Annotated in this window: 19 protein-coding genes; 6 read left to right on the plus strand and 13 right to left on the minus strand. The window is 34.0% G+C overall.

Annotated features, from left to right (window positions below; genetic code table 11):
• Complete coding sequence (locus ACIQ2S_RS00145; protein ID WP_396171904.1) at window positions 1-465, plus strand: thioredoxin family protein; 465 nt, start codon at window positions 1-3, stop codon at window positions 463-465.
• Here ACIQ2S_RS00145 and ACIQ2S_RS00150 read toward each other — a convergent pair whose 3' ends face one another.
• Genes ACIQ2S_RS00150 through surE form a run of 5 tightly spaced genes read right to left on the minus strand, consistent with a single transcriptional unit; the run spans window position 466 to window position 5376 of the window.
• A complete protein-coding gene (locus ACIQ2S_RS00150; protein WP_396171908.1) occupies window positions 466-2490 on the minus strand; it encodes a ComEC/Rec2 family competence protein in 2025 nt (674 codons plus the stop codon).
• A 38-nt stretch (window positions 2491-2528) separates the two neighbouring features.
• Window positions 2529-3167, minus strand: coding sequence for a C40 family peptidase (locus ACIQ2S_RS00155; RefSeq protein ID WP_396171910.1), 639 nt, complete (start codon window positions 3165-3167; stop codon window positions 2529-2531).
• A gap of 12 nt (window positions 3168-3179) precedes the next feature.
• Window positions 3180-4295: a lipid-A-disaccharide synthase gene (lpxB, locus tag ACIQ2S_RS00160; RefSeq protein WP_396171912.1), complete on the minus strand. Its 1116-nt coding sequence runs from the start codon at window positions 4293-4295 to the stop codon at window positions 3180-3182.
• Between the two features lies 1 nt (window position 4296).
• On the minus strand, window positions 4297-4569 hold the full coding sequence (locus ACIQ2S_RS00165) for a hypothetical protein (protein WP_396171915.1): 273 nt from the start codon (window positions 4567-4569) through the stop codon (window positions 4297-4299).
• Between the two features lie 27 nt (window positions 4570-4596).
• Window positions 4597-5376, minus strand: coding sequence for a 5'/3'-nucleotidase SurE (surE, locus tag ACIQ2S_RS00170; RefSeq protein WP_396171918.1), 780 nt, complete (start codon window positions 5374-5376; stop codon window positions 4597-4599).
• Window positions 5377-5644: 268 nt separating this feature from the next.
• On the opposite strand from surE, the gene ACIQ2S_RS00175 reads away from it, so the two are divergent.
• Genes ACIQ2S_RS00175 through ACIQ2S_RS00190 form a run of 4 tightly spaced genes read left to right on the plus strand, consistent with a single transcriptional unit; the run spans window position 5645 to window position 10691 of the window.
• Complete coding sequence (locus ACIQ2S_RS00175; RefSeq protein ID WP_396171922.1) at window positions 5645-7885, plus strand: carboxy terminal-processing peptidase; 2241 nt, start codon at window positions 5645-5647, stop codon at window positions 7883-7885.
• 13 nt (window positions 7886-7898) lie between these two features.
• The gene (locus ACIQ2S_RS00180) at window positions 7899-9005 is read left to right on the plus strand and encodes an ABC transporter permease (RefSeq protein WP_396171924.1); all 1107 of its coding nucleotides are present in this window, start codon (window positions 7899-7901) and stop codon (window positions 9003-9005) included.
• 42 nt (window positions 9006-9047) lie between these two features.
• On the plus strand, window positions 9048-9851 hold the full coding sequence (locus tag ACIQ2S_RS00185; protein ID WP_396171927.1) for a DNA/RNA non-specific endonuclease: 804 nt from the start codon (window positions 9048-9050) through the stop codon (window positions 9849-9851).
• 9 nt (window positions 9852-9860) lie between these two features.
• A complete protein-coding gene (locus ACIQ2S_RS00190) occupies window positions 9861-10691 on the plus strand; it encodes an endonuclease/exonuclease/phosphatase family protein (protein ID WP_396171930.1) in 831 nt (276 codons plus the stop codon).
• A 1-nt stretch (window position 10692) separates the two neighbouring features.
• On the opposite strand, the gene rodA is transcribed toward ACIQ2S_RS00190, so the two are convergent.
• From rodA to purH, 6 genes are all read right to left on the minus strand, one after another.
• Window positions 10693-11946, minus strand: a complete 1254-nt coding sequence (rodA, locus tag ACIQ2S_RS00195) for a rod shape-determining protein RodA (protein WP_396171933.1) — start codon at window positions 11944-11946, stop codon at window positions 10693-10695.
• The gene (mrdA, locus tag ACIQ2S_RS00200; protein ID WP_396171935.1) at window positions 11947-13800 is read right to left on the minus strand and encodes a penicillin-binding protein 2; all 1854 of its coding nucleotides are present in this window, start codon (window positions 13798-13800) and stop codon (window positions 11947-11949) included. It lies immediately after the preceding gene.
• A complete protein-coding gene (locus tag ACIQ2S_RS00205) occupies window positions 13797-14303 on the minus strand; it encodes a rod shape-determining protein MreD (protein WP_396171941.1) in 507 nt (168 codons plus the stop codon). The genes mrdA and ACIQ2S_RS00205 overlap by 4 nt, the downstream gene beginning before the upstream one ends.
• On the minus strand, window positions 14303-15118 hold the full coding sequence (mreC, locus tag ACIQ2S_RS00210; protein ID WP_396171943.1) for a rod shape-determining protein MreC: 816 nt from the start codon (window positions 15116-15118) through the stop codon (window positions 14303-14305). The genes ACIQ2S_RS00205 and mreC overlap by 1 nt, the downstream gene beginning before the upstream one ends.
• Before the next feature lie 78 nt (window positions 15119-15196).
• Window positions 15197-16225, minus strand: coding sequence for a rod shape-determining protein (locus ACIQ2S_RS00215; RefSeq protein WP_396171947.1), 1029 nt, complete (start codon window positions 16223-16225; stop codon window positions 15197-15199).
• Between the two features lie 55 nt (window positions 16226-16280).
• Window positions 16281-17807 (minus strand): bifunctional phosphoribosylaminoimidazolecarboxamide formyltransferase/IMP cyclohydrolase, encoded by a 1527-nt coding sequence (purH, locus tag ACIQ2S_RS00220; protein ID WP_396171949.1) that lies wholly within the window; start codon window positions 17805-17807, stop codon window positions 16281-16283.
• A 233-nt stretch (window positions 17808-18040) separates the two neighbouring features.
• Between purH and ACIQ2S_RS00225 the strand changes: the two genes are divergently transcribed.
• Window positions 18041-19294 carry an ABC transporter permease gene (locus ACIQ2S_RS00225; RefSeq protein WP_396171952.1) on the plus strand — a complete coding sequence of 418 codons (1254 nt, stop codon included), beginning with the start codon at window positions 18041-18043 and terminating at the stop codon, window positions 19292-19294.
• 43 nt (window positions 19295-19337) lie between these two features.
• On the opposite strand, the gene accD is transcribed toward ACIQ2S_RS00225, so the two are convergent.
• Both accD and fbaA read right to left on the minus strand, forming a co-directional pair.
• Window positions 19338-20192 (minus strand): acetyl-CoA carboxylase, carboxyltransferase subunit beta, encoded by an 855-nt coding sequence (gene accD / locus ACIQ2S_RS00230; RefSeq protein ID WP_396171954.1) that lies wholly within the window; start codon window positions 20190-20192, stop codon window positions 19338-19340.
• Between the two features lie 76 nt (window positions 20193-20268).
• Window positions 20269-21336, minus strand: coding sequence for a class II fructose-bisphosphate aldolase (gene fbaA, locus ACIQ2S_RS00235; RefSeq protein WP_396171956.1), 1068 nt, complete (start codon window positions 21334-21336; stop codon window positions 20269-20271).
• Window positions 21337-21367 lie beyond the last annotated feature (31 nt).

The following is a 21367-nucleotide window of genomic DNA, read 5'->3' on the forward strand; positions in this document are numbered from 1 at the left end:
ATGAAAAAGTATTTTTTTCTTTTTGTGTTTTTTGGAATGTTTCAGGTTGCTTCCTCACAGGAGCTGACTTGGCATACCGATATTAACAAAGCCATCGAATTAGCAACAAAGGAAAATAAACCTTTATTTTTATTTTTTACAGGCAGCGATTGGTGCGGTTGGTGTATTCGTTTGCAAAATGAAGTATTCAAAAAGCCTGAATTTGCCACATGGGCAATTAAAAATGTTGTTTTAGTAGAACTAGATTATCCCCGTAAAACGAAGTTAGAAGAAAGTTTGCAAGCCCAAAACAACGAGATGCAAAAAATATTCAATGTAACCGGATATCCAACTGTTTGGTTTGTAAAACCTCAAACGACTCCCAACGGAATTAATTTGCAGCAAATGGGTAAAATGGGCTATTTAGCCGGTGGGGCTCCAACATGGATAATGGCTGCAGATCGAATAATTACTATTGTACAATAATTAATCGATTACAATTTTATAATATCCCTTTTCGTTTGTCGAATGAAAAGGGATATTCGTTTTTAGACAAATTTTCGACCATTCTTCCACTACAGATGGATAATTACTTCCGTCAGCAACAACTATTTTAGGTTGTAATTCTGAAAGCATCCGTTCAAAATTGATTTTTGGTGATTGGATAAGCAGAACCAAATCGGGATTCTTACCAATAGCATAGATGTTTTTTTGGTCAATTATTAAAACTCTCTGATTGCCAAATACGTAGACATTTTTTAAAGAATCGATGGATTCAATAGACCCAAAATTACCATTTAAATAATTTTTAATTACATAATTACTGTTTATTAAAGTATCAGAAGTCATCAGGCGAATCTTATTGCTTCTTTTTTCAGCAATGATTGTTCTTTTTGGGTACTGAAAAATAATAATTTCGTCCGATTGAATATGGTAGTATTTGGATCCAATATAGCAAAGCTGAAAAACCAACAAACTAAATAAAGCGAATTGTAATCTTTTTGCATTTGGTTTTTTAAACCATAAATAGAAACCTACTGAAAGTATAAACGTGCCAAAAAGCAAATAGAAATTAAAAGGTATATCTTTTAAAACAAAGTTTTCAAACGAGGCAATCCAACTTACATAACCGTTCATGAAAAGTATAATTCGCGAAAGTAATTCAGTAATGATCATCGGAATCCAACCAAAAAAACTAAATATAACAGCAATAATTCCGCCTATTAAAATGACTGTAAGCATGGGAATGATTACAAGATTTGTAAGGAAAAACAACCCAGGAAACTGATGAAAATAGTAAATACTCAGCGGCAAAACCCCAATTTGTGCAGCAAAAGAAACAGTGAGTATATCATAAAAATAACCAATAATTTTATTTTGAGGTTTCCATAATTTCACAAATAGCGGTTGAATACTTACAATCGCAAAAACCGCACTGTAACTCAATTGAAATCCAACATCAAATAAAAAGTTCGGCTTGAACAGCAGTATTAGTAGGATCGAACTAGCTAAGGTGTTATAAATACTTGTGTATCTTCTCAAATAAAGCCCAATACCAACAAAACTAAACATTGTGACCGCTCTTACCACCGAAGGTGACATTCCGGCTACCACAGCATACAACCAAAGAAGTGAAATTAATAGTAGTAGCTGAATAATCTTGCCATTTTTGAAGCGGCTAATCGGATTCAAAATTGTTTTAAAAAAGAACAAAAGTATGCCAATATGCAAACCGGAAATGGCAAGAATATGAATCGCTCCGGCCATTGAGTATTCTTGAATGGTAGTTTGTTCTAAATCTTGCCTTTGACCTAATAATAATGCTTTAAGAATAGAAAGTGCTTCACTGTCCATTTTGTTTCGTTCCAATGCCGTAATAATTCCAAATCTAATTTGATTGATGTAGTAAGCAGAGTTTTTTTCAAGATCAATAACTCTAAAATTTTGATTTTCTAGATAAATTTGATGAAAAACATCCTTTTTTTCTAAGTAATTGGCATAATCAAATTGGTTGGGGTTATTGGGTTTGATTAAAGACTTTAACTGACAGTTGGCTAGCACTTTTTGACCAACGTCTAGTGGTTTTTCACTATTTTTTTTAGAAAAATTTACCAAAACCTTTCCTTTTACTGGCTTTGGGTTGATAGATTTTATTTGCAGATAGTACTTATGTGAATAAGCATTCGGTTTTAAAACTTCAGATACTGTGCCAATTATAAGTACATTTTCTTCCTGTAAATTCTGACTGTAATGATTTTTATGGTTTACAGGATAGTGCAAATTGAAAACCAGACTTCCAAGAACAAACGAAGTCAAATAACTTGCAATTCCAAAGTACAATTGAACTTTTTTGTTGCGTTTACAAAATAGATAGAGTAGTGTAACTGTAACAACCGAAATACCAGAAATAATAAATAAGGAGGTCGTGTCGGGTTTGAAGTAGTTGGCTACTAAAATTCCCAACGCAAAGGAAAGTGTGATGACAATGGTTGGAAATTTTAATGCCTTCATCTTAAACGAAGGTAAGAAAAATAATCTAAAAAATGTAGTTAATTTAAAATTCGATTAGCTTGAGCAAAAGTTCGCTGATAATAAGGTTCTTTCGTAGAAGAAACGATTACACCTCTTTGAACAGAAGAATGGATAAAAATAATTTCATCAACTTTTACTTCGGTTACCAAACCTACATGATTGATAACACTTCGTCCGTTAGTTCTAAAAAAGACTAAATCACCCTTTTGAATTTCTTCACGCTTCAATTTTTTTCCAACTTTCGACATATCGTTAGAGCTTCTGGGTAGAGAAATGTCATATGCTTTGAAAACGGTAGTAACTAATCCCGAACAATCCATTCCTGCAGGAGTTGTTCCACCACTTCTGTATTTTACACCATCATATTCCATTGCCGTATAAATAATTTGCTTCACCAAATAAGGTGTTTCATCTGAATCTAGGTCATAGTCAGATTCTTCATTCTCAACAAGTTTGTTTATCGAAGATTTTTTACTTGCAATAATTGGTGTTTCCTCTGAATTTGCAGTCGCTGTGTTTTTAGTTGCAAATGTTTTCGGTAATTCTTTATAGGTTCCCTGCTTCTGCGACACTTGTTTAGATGTCACAATAGTAGAACTTGGTTTGCAAGAAACCAATACAAGCAGTAGAAATAATATATAAAAAAGCTGTTTCAAAAGTTTCTATTTTTAAATTTTTATTGATTCATAAATTAGATGTGCCACTTTTTTACTGGCACCGTCGCCACCTAATTTTTGTTCCAAAAGTTCGTATTCGCCAAGCATTCTTGAACGATTTTCGGGTTGTAATAGTTTGTGTAACTCTTCTTTAATTCGTTTTTTGTTGCACTGATCCTGAATTAGTTCCGTCACTACTTCTTTGTCCATTATTAAATTTACTAAAGAAATATATTTTAAAGTAATGATGCGTTTGGCAATTTGATAGGAAATCCAATTCCCTTTATAGCAAACTATTTCCGGCACTTTGTGTAAGGCAGTTTCCAACGTTGCAGTTCCTGAAGTAACTAATGCTGCCATTGAAACACTCAATAAATCATACGTTTTATTCGAAATTAAATGAACGCTTTTCTTTTTTAAAAATTGCTCGTAATAGGACAATTCTTGTCCCGGTGCTCCGGCAATGACGAACTGATAGTCTTTAAAATCATCCACAACAGCTAGCATTTGTTCAAGCATTTTGCTAATTTCTTGTTTTCTGCTTCCGGGGAGCAAAGCTATAATCGGCTTTTCATCCAAGTTATTCTCTGTGCGGAATTTAGCGTCATCCAGTTTCAGACGATTATGAATTGCATCTATTAAAGGATGACCGACAAATTCCACCGGAAAATGATGTTTCTTTTCGTAAAAATCTTTTTCAAAAGGCAAAATTACATACAATTTATCAAAATCTCTTTTGATGGCTTTGATTCTATTTTCTTTCCAAGCCCAAATTTGCGGAGAAATGTAATAGTGTGTTTTAATGTTTCGTTCTTTCGCCCATTTGGCAATTCGCATATTAAAACCGGGATAATCAATAAAAATAATGACATCAGGTTTATATTTTACAATATCTGCTTTGCAAAATTTGATATTATTTAGAATGGTACTCAAGTTCATAATCACTTCGGCAAAACCCATAAAAGCAAGTTCTTTATAGTGTTTGACTAAAGTTCCGCCAACAGTTTGCATCAAGTCGCCACCCCAAAATCGAATGTCAGCTTTTGAATCTTCCTCAAAAAGAGCTTTCATTAAATTGGAACCGTGCAAATCACCGGATGCTTCACCTGCAATGATATAGTACTTCATCTTAAACAAACAATGTTATCAAAGTTACCAATACAGTTGCCAATACAACTCCTCTTGCCATCAATTCTTTTTTAAGTTTTAGTAAAACAAAAAAAGTAATAATATTTAAAACCGCCCCTAAAGCAATTAATTTTCCTAATGAATTTTGGGATTTCAAAATACGAATACCTTCCAAGAATTCATAATCTGTAAAAATCAGAATGAATAGAATAGTCCCTATCAATGCTGCAATTAATCCAATCAAAATTCCAATAAATACCTCTTTTTTTTCCATGACTTTTGATCAGATAGTTTGAATAGTTTATTTTTTATTGAAATTATATGTATTTAATTTTTGTACAAAATGATGAGCCGTCATATCGAATTGAACTGGGACCACAGATACATAATCGTTTGCTAATGCCCATTCATCAGTGTCTTCCCCTTGATCTTGGTTAACAAATTCGCCTGTTAACCAATAATAATCTCGGCCTTGAGGTGTTTGTCGCTTGTCAAATTTTTCCATCCAATAGGCTTTTGCCTGCCTGCAAACTTTAATGCCTTTGATTTCATTTGCCTGCTTTTTAGGAAAATTTACATTTAGAATAACGCCTTCCGGAAGGCCATTTGTTAAAACTTCGGATATTATTTGTCGAACAAATTTTTTCACGGCCTTAAAATCTGCATTCCAATTATAATCTAATAATGAAAATCCAATCGCAGGAATTCCTTCGATTCCTGCTTCAACAGCAGCACTCATGGTTCCTGAATATATGACATTGATTGAGGAATTCGATCCGTGATTGATACCTGAAACACATAGATCAGGTTTTCTTTTTAAAATTTCATTGACTGCCAATTTTACACAATCTACCGGAGTCCCCGAACAACTGTATTCTTGGACAGTAGCATTTTCATCCGTAATTTTATTAATAAAAAGGGTGTTATTGATTGTAATTGCATGACCTGTGGCACTTTGCGGACTGTCTGGTGCAACTACAACTACAGTTCCAAATTCTTGCATGATACTAATCAGCATTCGAATTCCCGGAGCTGTGATGCCATCGTCATTGGTTACTAAAATCAAAGGTGTTTTTGTCATTCTTTTGTTTTAATTGAATTTTGTTTGAAATAGATAATTCAATAAAAGTTTTTCAAAAATAAACCTATTCAAAGAATATAAAAAAAATTACGTGCTAAAGTTATGTTATCTTGCGGCATTAAGTCAAAATTAACTAATTTTAGAGGATTACAATGGTTGATTTTTATAACTTTGTTTCCAAATGAAGTTATTTGATTTTTATTTAAAGTAGTAGATACTCTTATAATAATTGGCATAATTTTTAATGATTAAAGTGATAATGACCTAAATGGATGCTATTTTATTTTTTATGAAAAAGAATTTTAAAACCTTACTATTGGTGATTGGCCTTTCGGCATCACTATTGGCTTTCAGTGTAATTGATTTTAAGCAAGAAGTTCAAAACGATCCTGAGAAGGATAAAATGCTTTTGGAATTATTAACTTTTGTTATAGAACGGGGTCATTATGATCCGATTGCTATTGATGATAACTTTTCAAAAGGTGTTTATAAGGATTATATCGAATCATTAGACCCATCCAAAAGATATTTTTTGCAATCAGATATTGATCAGTTTGCTCAGTATGAAACATTGATTGACGATCAAATTAAAAATAAAGATTTAACTTTTTTTGATTTGACTTACGCTACGTATTTAAAAAGAATGGAAGAAAGCACAAAATTCTATAAAGATATTTTGAGTAAACCTTTTGATTTTTCTGTAAAGGAAGAATTAGATACCGACTATGAAAAAGCACCTTATGCCAAAAATGAAAATGAATTGAAAGAAAGATGGAGAAAACAAATTAAATTATCCACCTTATCATCTTTAGTTGATAAATTGAGTCTTCAAGAAGGTAGTTCAAATGTTGCATCAGTTGAATTAGGAGATGAGGTATTCGCTCCAAAAAAAGAAGAAAAAAAGTCGGATAAAGTAATTGAAAAGAAATCCTATGAGGTATTGGAAAAAGAGGCTAGAGAGAGTTCTTTAAATTCATTGAATGATTATTTCAACTTCATGAAAGATTTAGACCGAAATGATTGGTTTGGTTTGTATATCAATGCCATTGCATCTCGTTTTGACCCTCACACTAATTATATGGCTCCCGATGATAAAGAGCGTTTTGATGTAAGTATGAGTGGAAAATTTGAAGGAATTGGAGCTCGTTTACAAAAGAAAAATGACCTTACTGAAATAATTGAACTTATTTCTGGTGGGCCTGCTTGGCGAGGTAAAGAGTTAGAGCAAGGTGATGTGATATTGAAAGTTGCTCAGGGGAATGAAGAACCGGTGGATATTGTTGGCATGCGTTTGGATGATGTTGTTAAGAAAATAAAAGGGCCAAAAGGAACAGAAGTTCGATTAACAGTTAAAAAAGTAGATGGTACAATCGTTGTAATTTCTTTAATACGTGATACAGTAGAAACGGAAGAAACGTATGCTAAGTCAAGTGTTATCGAAAGAAATGGAGTTAAATATGGTATTATTTATTTACCAAAATTCTATATAGATTTTGAAAATAAAGACAGTCGCGATGCAGCCAAAGATGTAGCAATAGAAGTTGAGCGACTAAAAAAAGAAGGAGTCAAGGGAATTATCATGGACGTTCGTGATAATGGCGGCGGTTCATTGAAAACAGTGGTTGACATTACAGGTTTATTTATTGAGCAAGGTCCAGTAGTACAAATTAAATCGGCTGGTGCACGAAAAGAAGTGTTATTTGATCGTGATCCTCAAGTGCAGTGGGATGGACCTCTAGTGGTGATGATTAATAATTTTTCTGCCTCAGCTTCTGAAATTTTAGCTGCAGCTATCCAAGATTATAAAAGAGGAGTGGTTATTGGAAGCAAACAATCCTACGGTAAAGGAACCGTGCAAAATGTAATTGATTTGAATCAGTTTGTACGCGGCAATAGTGCAGGTGATTTAGGAGCATTAAAAACAACAACCCAGAAGTTCTATAGAATTAATGGAGGATCTACTCAGCTGGAAGGCGTTTCGAGTGATGTTGTGATGCCTGATAGATATTCATACATTGATATTGGCGAAAGAGATATGGAAAATGCTATGCCTTGGACAAAGATTGATCCTGCAAATTATTCTGTTTGGAACAAAACCAATAATTTTGATAAAGCCGTTGAATCAAGTAGAAAGAGAATTGAAAATAATGAACAATTTCAGTTGATTGATAAAGGAGCACAGTGGACTAAAGAACGTAGAGATGTGACTGTTTACAGCTTGAATTTAGAAGAATTTAAATCGGCCCAAAAAGAGCTTGAAGTAAAAAGTAAAGAATACAAAGTGCTTTCGGATTATACGAATAATTTAGTTTTCAAACCTATTACATTTGATGAGGAACTAATGAAAACGGATGTTTCTTTCAAAGAAAAAAGAGAACGTTGGTTTGAAAACTTAGGAAAAGATATTTACGTAGAGGAAGCTTTAAATGTTTTGGATGATTTACAAACAAATCCGGTAATCAAAGGACAAGTAAATTTTAAAAAGAAAGATAAATTAGTGAAATCGTAAGGTTTCAAATTTAATGAGTCAACAACCACAATCATTAACAGGAATTGCACTCCGGAAATTTAAAAAAAATTTCTGGGGTGTTTTTAGTTTTGGATTCATAGTACTGGTTCTATTTGTTGCTATTTTTGCCTATGTTTTAGCACCTGATTCTTCAGAAAACGCCAATCAAATGCATCTTTCTATTTATTCCAAAAGTCCGGGTTTTGAAGTAAAAATGCTTGTAATTCCGCAAGAAGGAGCAGTAAACAAATCATTTAAAGATTTTTTTATCGGACACACCCATCAGTCCACAGAAATTCCTATCAGCAATTATAAACTCATAGAAAACGGTATACAATATGTAGAGTATTCTGAAGATCCAAGTCTACAATTGACCAAAGAAATTTATCTAGATAAATTTCCGGGTTTTACAACAATCAAAGAAGTGGAAGATCAATTAATTGTGACTAAGAAGTTTATTTTAGGAACCGATAAATACGGACGTGATTTACTAAGCCGAATGATTATTGGCTCAAGAGTATCCATTTCAATCGGTTTTGTTGCCGTACTTATTTCTGTTATTGTTGGTTTGTTTTTTGGGGCTTTAGGTGGTTATTATGGTGGTAAAGTGGATGCTTTTGTTATGTGGTTAGTTAATGTTATTTGGTCCATTCCAACACTTTTATTAGTAATTGCTATTACTTTAGCCTTAGGAAAAGGATTTTGGCAGGTATTTGTTGCGGTAGGTTTAACCATGTGGGTAGAAGTTGCTCGTGTAGTGCGTGGCCAAATCATCAGTGTTAAGGAAATGCAATATGTTACTGCTGCAAGAGCATTAGGTTTTTCAAATCCCAGAATTATCATCAATCATATATTGCCTAATATTATGGCACCGGTTATTGTCATATCAGCAGCAAATTTTGCTTCGGCAATATTGGTTGAAAGCGGTTTGAGTTTTTTGGGTTTAGGTGCACAACCACCTATTCCAAGTTGGGGAGGCATGATCAAAGATCATTACAATTATATTATTCTGGGCAAACCGTATTTAGCTTTAGTACCGGGAACTGCAATTATGTTGATTACTTTAGCGTTTATGATGACCGGTAACGCTTTAAGAGATGCTTTGGATGTTAAGTCCTAACTGTTAATTTTCTTTTATATTATTGCTTTATTCGTCCGAATTATGACCTACTTGAAACTTTCTATTTTTACTTTTTTTCTTTTTTATATCGAAAGTTGTAAAGAAGTTAGCTTAGATGAGAAGTCTACAACTCCTACAATTTCTAACGAAGTATTTTCAACGGATTTCAATTATTTGCCTACTTCTACAACCAACCAAATAATTGAACATCAATTTTACACATTATCCTATTCAGAACTGCATGAACAGGCTGAGTGGGTTGCTTATGAACTAAAGAAGGAATTTATATCTTCAAGAAATCTCAAAAGACCCTATTTTAATCAAGATGTCAAAGTTGGCACAAAATCAGCTGATTGGAGGAATTATAAAAATTCGGGTTATGATAGAGGACATCTAGTACCTGCCGGTGATATGAAGTTTTCTGAAGATGCATTTACGGACACTTTTTTTACTTCGAATATTTCGCCGCAATTGACAAGTTTTAACAATGGTGTTTGGAATCGTTTGGAACAAAAAGTGCGGTATTGGGCCGATAAATATGACGGTATTTATGTTATTACAGGAGGTGTTTTAGAATCGGAATTGCGAACCATTGGTGAAGAAGAAGTAGCAGTTCCAAACTACTTTTATAAGGTGCTTTTGGATACAGATGTAACAACTAATCATGTAAAAATGATTGCTTTTCTGGTGCCACACGAAAGCAGTAATCAGCCTCTTTACGAATTTGTAGTTTCAGTTGATGAATTGGAACAGCTTACAGGCATTGATTTTTTCCCAAATATTTCTAATCAGCTAGAAACTGAATTAGAACGTAAATCCGATTACAAATCTTGGAGTTTTAACTAATTAAATGATATGAAAAAGTATTTAATACTATTGTTTTTATTATTTTCATTAGTGGTTGCATCACAAAATTATAAAGTGATGACCTACAATATCCGCCTCGATGTAGCCAGTGATGGCGAAAACGCATGGAATTTACGTAAAAATCATGTAGCTGATTTACTTCAGTTTTACCAGCCTGATATCCTTGGAATTCAAGAGGGTTTGCCACACCAAGTTCATTATTTAGATTCACTTCTAATTGGTTATCAGGTAATTGGTCAGGGAAGAGATGGCGGTAAAAAAGGGGAACAAAGTGCTATTTTTTTTAATCACCAAACATTTGATGTTTTAGAATCGGATACATTTTGGCTATCCGAAACACCTGAAAAGGTTTCTAAAGGTTGGGACGCACAATTGAATAGAATTTGTACGTATGCATTGTTTAAAAATAAAATAACAAAAGAGGTATTTTGGGTTTTTAATACTCATTTAGATCATGTGGGTGTAGTTGCTAGAGAAAAAAGTGTACAACTGATTCATCAAATGATAGAATCAAAAAATAGTAAAAAATATCCTGTGGTTGTGATGGGTGATTTGAATTCTGACCCTACTACCAATCAGGTCAAGTTCTTGTCTGAAAAATATTTGAATGCCAAAAAAGAAGCCGCTTTTGTATACAATGCAACTGGAACTTTTAATGGTTTTGATTTTTTCAAATCGGTCACAACCGAAATAGATTTTATTTTTTTGAGTAGAGAAAAAATAACTATTCAAAAATATGCAGTCTTAACAGATAGTTATAATTGTAAATATCCTTCCGATCACTTTCCGGTTTTGGTAGAATTTCAGTTCACAAAATAAATTACCATTCATTCACTTTATTGGCATCTAACTTTAAAAATATAAAAAGTAAGATGGTAAAGGCCCATAAACTAGAACCTCCGTAGGAAAAGAACGGAAGAGGCACTCCAATCGTAGGGAACAATTTAATAAGCATTGCGATATTCACAAAAAAGTGTGTGAATAAAATAGTAGCCACACTATATCCATAAATTCTACTGAATTTAGTTTTTTGGTATTCTGCTAAATAAAGTATCCGAAACAATAATAATACATACAAACCAATTACAATCAAGCAACCAATGAATCCCCATTCTTCACCAACAGTTGTAAAAATATAATCGGTGTGTTGTTCGGGTACAAAACCACCTTTGGTTTGGGTGCCTTCTAAAAATCCTTTACCAAACCAACCACCGGAACCAATAGCAATCATGGATTGATTTAAGTTATATCCTTCAGCTTTTAAATCGACGGTATCATCAAATAATACATTAATACGGTCTTTTTGATGGGGTTCTAAAACATTGTCGTAAACAAAATCTACAGAGAGCACAAAAGATGAAGCTGCAATAAATACTATTAGATAGGCGAGTGGATTTCGATAAGCTCTTTTTGTTTTCAGAAAGTGAAAAATCATCAGTAAAAGTATGACAGCCAAAATGTATATAGGTTGGATAAACAATGAACTAAAGAATAATACAAAGGCAAAAAAGCCCGTCCACAAATACCAGTCAGGAAGTCCTTCACGGTTTAAAACTAAAATTAACGAAACGAAAATCATTGCACTACCGGCATCTGGTTGAAGCAATATCAAAACAAAGGGAAGCCCAATGATTGCAAAGGCTATAATCTGATGTTTGGTATTTTTTAGATTAATTTGTGCATCACTTAGAAATTTTGCCAGCAATAGTATGGTAGTTGTTTTAACAAACTCCGAAGGTTGGAGACTAAAGGCACCTATTCCATACCAGTTGGTTTGACCTTTCACCGTTTTCCCAAAAACGAAAAGTCCCATTAGCAATAGGATCCCGAGTCCGTAAAGCACAAAGGAATACTTTTCATAAAATTTTGCATCAATTGAAAGCACAATTGTTATCAATGGAATGGTTAGGCAAATGAAAATTAGTTGTTTGCCATATTCTCTTGTAAAATCAAATCCCATGGAATCATTAGGGAGTGAAGAGGAATAAATATTCATCCAACCCATGATAACCAATGTTGCAAACAACAATACAGTTATCCAGTCCAGATTCGCTACAACACTTTGATTTTTCACTTACTTATTAATTATAAAAGGCTGTCCGCTTAAAACTTTGGCATACTCACTTTCCAAACTTGTGGCAAACATTCTAGTTTCAAGATCGGTTCTTGTAATCTTTCCTTTTAAATATTTTTCTATCATTAAACTTGCAATCGGCCCGGCAATTCGTGCACCCCAATACCCATTTTCTACAAAAACTGCAATGGCAATTTTTGGATTGTCTTTGGGTGCAAAAGCCACAAAAATAGAATGGTCAGTCAGCTGAACTCTTTTGCCATCAATTTTAGTAAAATTTTCTGCTGTACCGGTTTTGCCACAAATTTCAATTCCTTCTACTTGCAAACGAGAAGCAGTTCCCATATTGTACACATCATGCAGTCCATTGATAACCGGTTGAAAATATTGCTTATCTATAGTTGTTTCATGTTTGGTAGTGAACTTTGGATCGATTGTACTGTCTTTAATTTTTTTTATAATATGAGGCGTGTAGTAATGTCCATGATTAGCCACTGCAGCCATCACATTACAAAGTTGAATAGGTGTTGTTAGTACTTCTCCTTGTCCAATGGCATTCGATATAATGGTGGTACTTCTCCAACCACCGGCTGAATAATATTTGTTGTATAGTTTTGTGGTAGGTACTTTTCCTCTTTTGCCTGGAGGTAAATCATAACCCATAAAATCTCCTAAACCAAAACTTTTCAAATGGTTGCTCCATGCGTCGACACCGTAGGCGGGTTTTGGGTATTTTTCAATTGTTTTTTTATACGTATTTGCAAAATAGGTATTGCAGGAGCTGTAAATGCCATTATTCAAACTAAAGGTTCCCGAATCGTGGCATTTCATAAAACGATTTCCATATGCAAACCCATGTCGGCAAACAAAAGATGTTTGTTCGTCAATAACTTCTTCTTGCAAACCAACAAGAGCTGTCAAAATTTTAAAGGGTGAACCCGGCGGATATTCAGCTAAAAGACCTCTATCAAATAATGGTTTGGCAATGCTATCATTGTACAATGCAGTGTAATTTTTTGAACGTTGTCTTCCCACAAGTAAGGCGGGATCATAGGTTGGAGCAGAAATCAAGGCTAATATTTCACCTGTTTTGGGCTCGATAGCAACAATTCCGCCTCTTTTGTTAACCATTAATTCTTCGCCGTATTTTTGAAGATCAATGTCTAATGTAATTGTAATATCCTGGCCTTGTTTGGCAATCGTATCATAGATGCCATTTTTATAGGAACCAATAATTCGATTAAATTTATCTCTTTGATAATATTTAACTCCTTTTTGGCCTCTCAATACTTCTTCGTACTCTTGCTCAATGCCTTGTTTGCCTATTAAATCACCACTTTTATAATACGGATTATTATCTATAATTGCTTGGTTCACTTGCGTGATATAACCAAAAACATTGGCTCCCACGGCAACCTGATAGTCTCTTAAGTTTCTTTTTTGAATTTCAAATCCTTTGTATTTTCCAATTTTTTCCTGAAAGGCGGCAAAATCTTTTCGATTTAATTGTGTCAAAAAAGGTGACGGAAGTCTTCTGCTATGATTAATTGCTTTTTTTAATATTTTGTCATATTCTTCTTTTGAAATATCAACGAGTTTACAGAATTCCATGACATCTATATCCTTCACCTCATTTGGAATAACCATTAAATCGTAGGAAGGCTGATTGGCGATTAAAAGTTTGTTGTTTCGGTCATAAACATATCCACGTTCGGGATATTCGTAAGCTATTTTAATAGCATTGTTTTCCGATTTAAGTTTGTAATCCTCATCAACTATTTGCAAATAAAAAAGCCTTACCAAAAGTAGCACACTGGTAATTGCAATTAAAGAAGGTAATAAATATTTTCTCATCTTTTAGCAGGCTTAAACAAATAAATGATAATAATGCAAAATAGTAATGTAAAAACAGAACTTAAAAGTGTTCGCAATAAAATGTCAAAAATGAAACTAAATTTGAATATTTCTAATATAAATAGCACTAAGTGATGTGTTAAAATTGTAATTAATAAAAACGAAAAACGCTCAGGCGTGAGGCGATCATTAATTTTTACCGTTTGATACTCGTAACTTAAACCAAACGAAAATTTAAAAAATGCAGGTCTAAAATAGGCAAGTGTGACACATGCTGCGGCATGAACACCGCCCGAATCACTGAACATATCCATTAGTAATCCTAAAAGAAAACTTGCAAATATCAGTCCAGATTTATTTCCATTTACCGGATATAAAAGTATAAAAAGTATGTATGGATAGGGATTAATATATTTTAAAAACCCAATTTGATCAAATAAAATTACTTGAAAAAACAGAAGCAGTAAAAAACGTGCACTATTGATTAATAAGGTACTATTCATTATTGTTTTGTTGATTCGAGTTTTTCTATTTCTTCTCTGTTTTTATTTTCAATCACATACACATGATTGATGCTGGTCATGTCATTAAAAAGCTTAACATCCATTGTAAACAAATTTGTTTTTTTATCTACATAAATTTTGCTGATAATGCCAACATTTATATTTTCAGGAAAAATAGATTGTGCACCGGTTACGATAGTATCTCCCTTTTTTACTGTTGCCAATCTTGGAACATCAATTAATTGCACATTCCCTGCGTTTCTGCCGTTCCAGGTTAAAGTACCAAAATGATTTGATTTTTTTACCTTTGCATTGATTTTTGATTGGGTGTTTAAAACACTTCGCACAGTTGCATATTTTTTGTTAGCAATATCTATGATACCAATAATACCTTTGCTATTTACCACCCCCATATCTGGTCCGATGCCGTGATTCGTGCCCGAATTAATAGTCAGAAAATTTTCTTGAATGTTATAAGAGTTTTTGATAATCTTAGATTGAATAACTTTGTAGTCACCTTCAAGTGATAATTGATTTTTTGCAAGTACTTTGAGGGTATCTTTTTGATTGTAGAGTAAACTTTTTAGTCGTGCATTCTCAGCTGCCAGACCTTCGTTTTCAGATTTTAAACTCAAGTAGTCTTTAAAAGCACTCACCCGTTCGTAAACTCCTCCTGAAATAGTATTTGCCGAATTGATGACTTTGCTGCGATGGTACGAATGAGATTGGATGGTAAGAAGTAATGAAATGCCTAAAAGCAGCAAAAACAGTAACTTAGTACTGTTTTTTATTATATAATTTATAATTTGCTGCATGTGTATTTTACTTCATTAATTGTTTGTGAGCTTTTTAAAAAAAGGGTCTGTAAAAAGAACAATCAATTAGATTTCTTTCTATTTAATTAAAATACTTCTGTATTTGGCAATATTTTTCAAAGCAATTCCTGTTCCTCTTACAACCGCACGTAATGGATCTTCGGCAATATAAACAGGCAAATCTGTTTTCAAAGAAATTCGCTTGTCTAAACCTCTTAACATTGAACCTCCGCCGGCTAAATAGATACCTGTGTTATAAATATCTGCTGCTAATTCAGGAGGAGTTTGTGACAAGGTTTCCATCACGGCATCTTCAATTCTTTGAATGGACTTGTCTAAAGCTTTTGCAATTTCACGGAAGGAGACGTCTACTTGCTTAGGTTTTCCGGTTAGTAAGTCACGTCCTTGAACTGACATTTCATCGGGTGCAGATTCTAAATCTTCGATAGCCGCTCCAATTTCAATTTTTATTTTTTCTGCGCTACTTTCTCCAACAAATAAATTGTGTTGCGTACGCATATAGTAAACAATATCGTTTGTGAAAACATCACCAGCAATTTTCACTGATTTATCACAAACAATTCCACCTAATGCAATTACGGCAATCTCAGTAGTACCACCACCTATATCCACAATCATGTTTCCTTTGGGTTGCATGATATCGATGCCGATACCGATGGCTGCTGCCATAGGCTCATGTATCAAATAAACTTCTTTTCCGTTTACACGTTCACAAGATTCTTTAACTGCACGCATTTCCACTTCCGTAATTCCGGATGGAATACATACAACCATTCGTAATGCAGGTGTGAATAATCGCTTCTTTAGAGCAGGAATACTTTTGATGAACATATTGATCATCTTTTCTGAAGCATCAAAATCAGCAATTACACCGTCTTTTAACGGGCGAATCGTTTTGATGTTTTCGTGTGTCTTTCCTTGCATTAAGTTGGCTTCTTTTCCAACAGCAATGATTTTTCCGGTTATTCGGTCACGGGCTACAATTGACGGACTGTCAATCACAACTTTGTCATTATGAATAATTAGGGTGTTTGCTGTACCAAGGTCAATTGCTATATCCTCGGTCATGAAATCAAAAAATCCCATAGGTTTATTTAGGGTTTATTAGGTTTGTACTACGTAACAAGCAAAGGTATAAAAATTAATGTTTAAAATGACGTGTTCCGGTAAATACCATTGCCAAATTATTTTCATTACAATACGCGATACTCAACTCGTCTTTTATTGAACCTCCTGGTTGAATTACAGCTGTAATTCCCGCAAGATGAGCAATTTCTACACAATCCGGAAACGGAAAGAAAGCGTCGCTCGCCATTACGGCTCCATTTAAATTGAAATTAAACGAATTGGCTTTTTCAATGGCTTGTTTTAATGCATCAACTCTTGAGGTTTGACCGGTTCCGGCTGCAATTAATTGTCCATTTTTTGCAAATACAATTGTGTTGGATTTGGTGTTTTTACAGATTTTAGAGGCAAACAATAGATCTTCAATTTCTTGATTGGTAGGTTCTTTAGTCGTAACTGTTTTTAAACCTTCTTTATTGTCTGTAACTGCATTTTTATCTTGAATTAATAATCCGTTTAAACAAGTTCGTACTTGCTTTTGAGGTAATTCAACTTCATTTTGAATTAAAATGATTCTGTTTTTCTTTTCTTGAAGTATTTCAACAGCTTTTTCATCATAACTTGGAGCAATCACCACTTCACAGAAGAGTTGATTAATTTCTAAAGCTGTTTCCGTATCAATAGTTCCGTTAGCAATTAATACACCACCGAAAGCTGAGGTTGGATCACCAGCCAATGCGTCTAAATAAGCTTGTTTCATTGTTGATCTGGTTGCCAACCCACAGGGGTTATTGTGTTTTAAAATAGCAAAAGTTGGATCATTGTGTTTGAATTCTAAAATTAAATTCACTGCTGCGTCAACATCAAGTAGGTTGTTGTATGACAATTCTTTTCCGTGAACTTTAGTAAACATTTGGTCAAAATCTCCAAAAAAGTAACCTTTTTGATGCGGATTTTCTCCGTAACGTAAAATTTGGCCGTTTGCAATACTCTGTTTATAATAGGTTTCGTCGCTATTAAAATAATTGAAAATGGCTGAGTCGTAATGCGAGGAAACATGAAAAGCTTTTGTTGCTAATAACTTTCTTTGCTCCAAAGTAGTCGCACCATTTTGAGTGGAAATCAAATCTAATAAATAATTGTATTCATTCACTGAAGATACAATCACGGTATCTTTGAAGTTTTTGGCAGCAGCACGAATTAATGAAATACCACCAATATCAATTTTTTCAATAATATCGGCTTCCGAAGCTCCTGAAGCAACCGTTTTTTCGAAAGGATACAAGTCAACAATCACTAAATCTATTTGAGGGATTTCATACGCTCTCATTTGTTCAACATCACTCGGATTATCCTGGCGGTTTAGAATGCCCCCAAAAATTTTTGGATGTAATGTTTTTACTCTCCCTCCTAAAATAGATGGATACGAAGTAACATCTTCAACGGGAACAACGGGGATTCCCAGATTTTTGATAAAATCTTCTGTTCCACCTGTCGAATATATAATGACATTTTGACTGTTCAGTTGTTTTACAATTGGATCTAAACCCGTTTTGTCAAATACAGAAATTAAGGCGGATTGTATGGTTTTAGTGTTGCTCATTTTGTGTCTTTATTTAAAGGTGCAAAAGTACCATTTGTATGATTAATTATCAAACGATTAAAGGATTTGTTTTTTATTTTTTTTGGTTTCAGTCAGTTCTTTTCAAAGACAAAAGATTGTCCTTCAGTTTTGTCAAATTACGCAATTGTCATTTTTATTTTTTCTTATAAAAGTTGTAACAATTTGACTGTTTTAACTACCTATGGTAACAATAAATTATCATAAAATAGCTGATGTTAGTATATCTCCGACTGCTTAAAGAAAGTTTTAGTTTTGCAATGAATGCCTTGCGAAACAATAAGTTGCGAACTTTTTTATCGCTTCTGGGAGTTACCATCGGGATATTTTCAATAATTGCTGTATTGGCAGCAGTGGATTCATTGGATAAAAAGATTAAAGATGATTTGAATGATTTAGATAAAAACACTATTTACCTTTTTAGTTCCTCATTTGGACCGAGTGATATTCCAAGATGGAAAAGAGAACAATTTCCTGATGTAACTTTTGAGGAATATGAGTATTTGAAACGTTCTATTTCTGATGCTGATAAAATGGCTTTCAACCTTTTTACAAGAAATGAAAATATAAAATTTGAAGACAAAACGGTGAGTTCTGTTCGTGTTACACCAACAACCTTTGAGTATGAAGGAATTGATGGGATTAAAATAAGTAACGGGCGGTTTTTTAATGAAGCGGAATCCAATTCCGGTACTGCCGTTATTATATTGGGTTTTGATGTAGCGGAGGGACTTTTTGAAAATTTAGAACAAGCTATCGGGCAAAAAGTTCGCCTGTATGGACAACGTTTTACAGTAATAGGTGTTACTGATAAACAGGGTTTTTCAACTTTTGGTGACAGTCGTGACAATGCAGTTTTTATCCCCATGAATTTTATCAGAAGACTTTATGGTGAAAATAGTGATTTAATAACGCCGGTTATAATTATTAAACCTAAAAAAGGAATTGATATAGAAGCTTTTAAAGGCGAAATCACACAGAAATTGCGAACTTACAGAGGATTAAAAGTAACTGAAATTGATAATTTTTTTATCAATGTATTGTCTGGTTTTACAGATTTCATTGATCAAATAGTGGGCAATTTAAACATCGGAGGTTGGCTCATTGCCGGATTTTCTCTTTTGGTAGGCGGTTTCGGAATTGCAAATATTATGTTTGTATCGGTGAAAGAACGAACCAATTTGATTGGCATCCAAAAATCATTAGGTGCTAAAAACAGGTTTATATTGTTTCAGTTTTTGTTTGAAGCAGTTATACTTTCGGTCATAGGTGGCATCATTGGACTTTTAATGGTTTGGGGTATTGCGGTACTAATGACAAAGATTTTAGACTTTGAATTTATCTTAAGTTTAAGTAATATATTGTTAGGAGCTGGTTTAGCAGGCGTAATTGGATTAATATCCGGAATTATTCCAGCAATTTCAGCTTCTAAATTAGATCCGGTAGAAGCCATCCGGAGTGGTTTTTAAAATAGTATAGCATAAAAAATCCCGATTTTACTCGGGATTTTTTTTATCTAACAGTTTGATTCAAAATTAAATCAATGTATAAATTGACTTTGTCTTTCAACTCTTTTCTGTGGGTTATAAAATCTAAAAACCCATGTTCTAGCAAGAATTCCGAAGTTTGAAAACCTTCCGGCAAATCTTTTCCGGTGGTATCTTTTACTACTCGTGGACCGGCAAAGCCAATTAAAGCTCCCGGTTCGCCAATATTAATATCTCCTAACATTGCATAAGATGCTGTTGTTCCACCCGTAGTTGGATCGGTACATAGTGAAATATAAGGAATACCGGCATCGGCTAATTGTGCTAATTTTGCTGAGGTTTTGGCTAATTGCATCAACGAGTAAGCAGCCTCCATCATTCGAGCTCCACCAGATTTTGAAATCATCATAAATGGAACTTTATTTTTAATTGAATAATCAATTCCGCGAGCAATTTTTTCACCAACTACAGCACCCATGGAACCTCCAATAAAGGTGAAATCCATGCAGCAAACAACTAAATCTTTTCCTTTTGATTTTCCAACACCTGTTCGTACCGCGTCTTTCAATCCGGTTTTTTCCATGACGTCTTTCAAACGGTCCGCATACTTCTTGGTATCAGTAAATTTCAAAGGATCTTTAGACGTCATTTTTGCATCTAATTCTTTGAATTCATTATTGTCAAACAATATTTGAAAATATTCTGAACTTCCAATTCGTACATGAAAATCATCTTCCGGACTTACCCATAAATTTTTTGCCAATTCATCTTGATCCACAATTTTACCTGTTGGTGATTTGTACCAAAGTCCTTTTGGCACATCTTTTTTGTCTTCTGTAGGGGTTTGAATTCCTTTTTCTGTTCTTTTAAACCAGGCCATAATTTTAAATTTTGGTTGGAAGATGGGAGATGGAAGACGGAAGAAAACTTCCTGCTTCACACTTCACTCTTCCTGCTTATAAAGTGTTCACATTGTTTAAATCAGCAAATGCTTGCTCTAACCTTTTGTTGAAAGTTAATTCACCTTCGCGAATCCACTTTCTTGGGTCGTAGTGTTTTTTGTTGGGAGAATCGGCACCATCGGGGCTTCCAATCTGCGTTCGCAAATAATCAATTTTTGAGGTCATATAATCACGAATACCTTCGGTATAGGCAAATTGTAAGTCGGTATCGATATTCATTTTTACTACACCGTATGAAATAGCTTCTCTAATTTCTTCTAATGTAGAACCTGAACCACCGTGGAATACAAAGTCAATCGGATTTGAGCTTGTTTTGAATTTATTTTGAACATATTCCTGAGAATTTTTCAAAATTACAGGAGTCAATTTTACATTTCCGGGTTTGTAGACACCGTGGACATTTCCAAAAGCAGCTGCAATTGTGAATTTCGGACTTATTTTTGAAAGTTCTTCATAAGCATAAGCCACTTCCGCCGGTTGAGTGTATAATTTTGAGCTATCAACATCAGAATTATCCACACCATCTTCTTCACCACCGGTTACTCCTAATTCGATTTCAAGAGTCATTCCCAATTTACTCATACGAGCTAAATATTTTTTACAAATTTCAATGTTTTCTTCGATGGGTTCTTCAGATAAATCAATCATATGAGAGGAGAACAACGGTTTACCTGTTTCTGCAAAATGCTTTTCAGAAGCATCTAAAAGACCGTCAATCCAAGGAAGCAACTTTTTTGCACAATGGTCTGTATGTAAAATTACCGTAGCTCCATAAGCTTCTGCAAGCGTATGAATGTGTTTGGCTCCTGCAACTGCACCTAAAATTGCAGCTTTTTCATCTGCATTTGATAATCCTTTACCCGCATTATAAACAGCACCGCCATTTGAAAACTGGATAATTACCGGAGCATTTAATTTGGCGGCAGTTTCTAATACACCATTAACAGTACTCGATCCAATAACATTCACCGCCGGAAGTGCAAATCCTTTTTCTTTCGCATATTTAAATAGTTCCTGTACTTGATCTCCGGTAGCAACACCTGGCTTAATATTGTGGGACATAATGGTTAAGTATTAAATAAGTTAAGCAACA

The organism is Flavobacterium sp. (genome assembly GCF_044371705.1).
In the GTDB taxonomy this organism is placed as follows: domain Bacteria; phylum Bacteroidota; class Bacteroidia; order Flavobacteriales; family Flavobacteriaceae; genus Flavobacterium.

Bases quoted from the DNA above. Each gene is read 5' to 3' on its own strand.
- ACIQ2S_RS00145 (WP_396171904.1), top strand. From the start codon at position 1: ATGAAAAAGTATTTTTTTCTTTTTGTGTTTTTTGGAATGTTTCAGGTT.
- ACIQ2S_RS00150 (WP_396171908.1), bottom strand. From the start codon at position 2,490: ATGAAGGCATTAAAATTTCCAACCATTGTCATCACACTTTCCTTTGCG.
- lpxB (WP_396171912.1), bottom strand. From the start codon at position 4,295: ATGAAGTACTATATCATTGCAGGTGAAGCATCCGGTGATTTGCACGGT.
- ACIQ2S_RS00165 (WP_396171915.1), bottom strand. From the start codon at position 4,569: ATGGAAAAAAAAGAGGTATTTATTGGAATTTTGATTGGATTAATTGCA.
- surE (WP_396171918.1), bottom strand. From the start codon at position 5,376: ATGACAAAAACACCTTTGATTTTAGTAACCAATGACGATGGCATCACA.
- ACIQ2S_RS00175 (WP_396171922.1), top strand. From the start codon at position 5,645: ATGGATGCTATTTTATTTTTTATGAAAAAGAATTTTAAAACCTTACTA.
- ACIQ2S_RS00180 (WP_396171924.1), top strand. From the start codon at position 7,899: ATGAGTCAACAACCACAATCATTAACAGGAATTGCACTCCGGAAATTT.
- ACIQ2S_RS00185 (WP_396171927.1), top strand. From the start codon at position 9,048: ATGACCTACTTGAAACTTTCTATTTTTACTTTTTTTCTTTTTTATATC.
- ACIQ2S_RS00190 (WP_396171930.1), top strand. From the start codon at position 9,861: ATGAAAAAGTATTTAATACTATTGTTTTTATTATTTTCATTAGTGGTT.
- mrdA (WP_396171935.1), bottom strand. From the start codon at position 13,800: ATGAGAAAATATTTATTACCTTCTTTAATTGCAATTACCAGTGTGCTA.
- ACIQ2S_RS00205 (WP_396171941.1), bottom strand. From the start codon at position 14,303: ATGAATAGTACCTTATTAATCAATAGTGCACGTTTTTTACTGCTTCTG.
- mreC (WP_396171943.1), bottom strand. From the start codon at position 15,118: ATGCAGCAAATTATAAATTATATAATAAAAAACAGTACTAAGTTACTG.
- ACIQ2S_RS00215 (WP_396171947.1), bottom strand. From the start codon at position 16,225: ATGGGATTTTTTGATTTCATGACCGAGGATATAGCAATTGACCTTGGT.
- purH (WP_396171949.1), bottom strand. From the start codon at position 17,807: ATGAGCAACACTAAAACCATACAATCCGCCTTAATTTCTGTATTTGAC.
- ACIQ2S_RS00225 (WP_396171952.1), top strand. From the start codon at position 18,041: ATGTTAGTATATCTCCGACTGCTTAAAGAAAGTTTTAGTTTTGCAATG.
- accD (WP_396171954.1), bottom strand. From the start codon at position 20,192: ATGGCCTGGTTTAAAAGAACAGAAAAAGGAATTCAAACCCCTACAGAA.
- fbaA (WP_396171956.1), bottom strand. From the start codon at position 21,336: ATGTCCCACAATATTAAGCCAGGTGTTGCTACCGGAGATCAAGTACAG.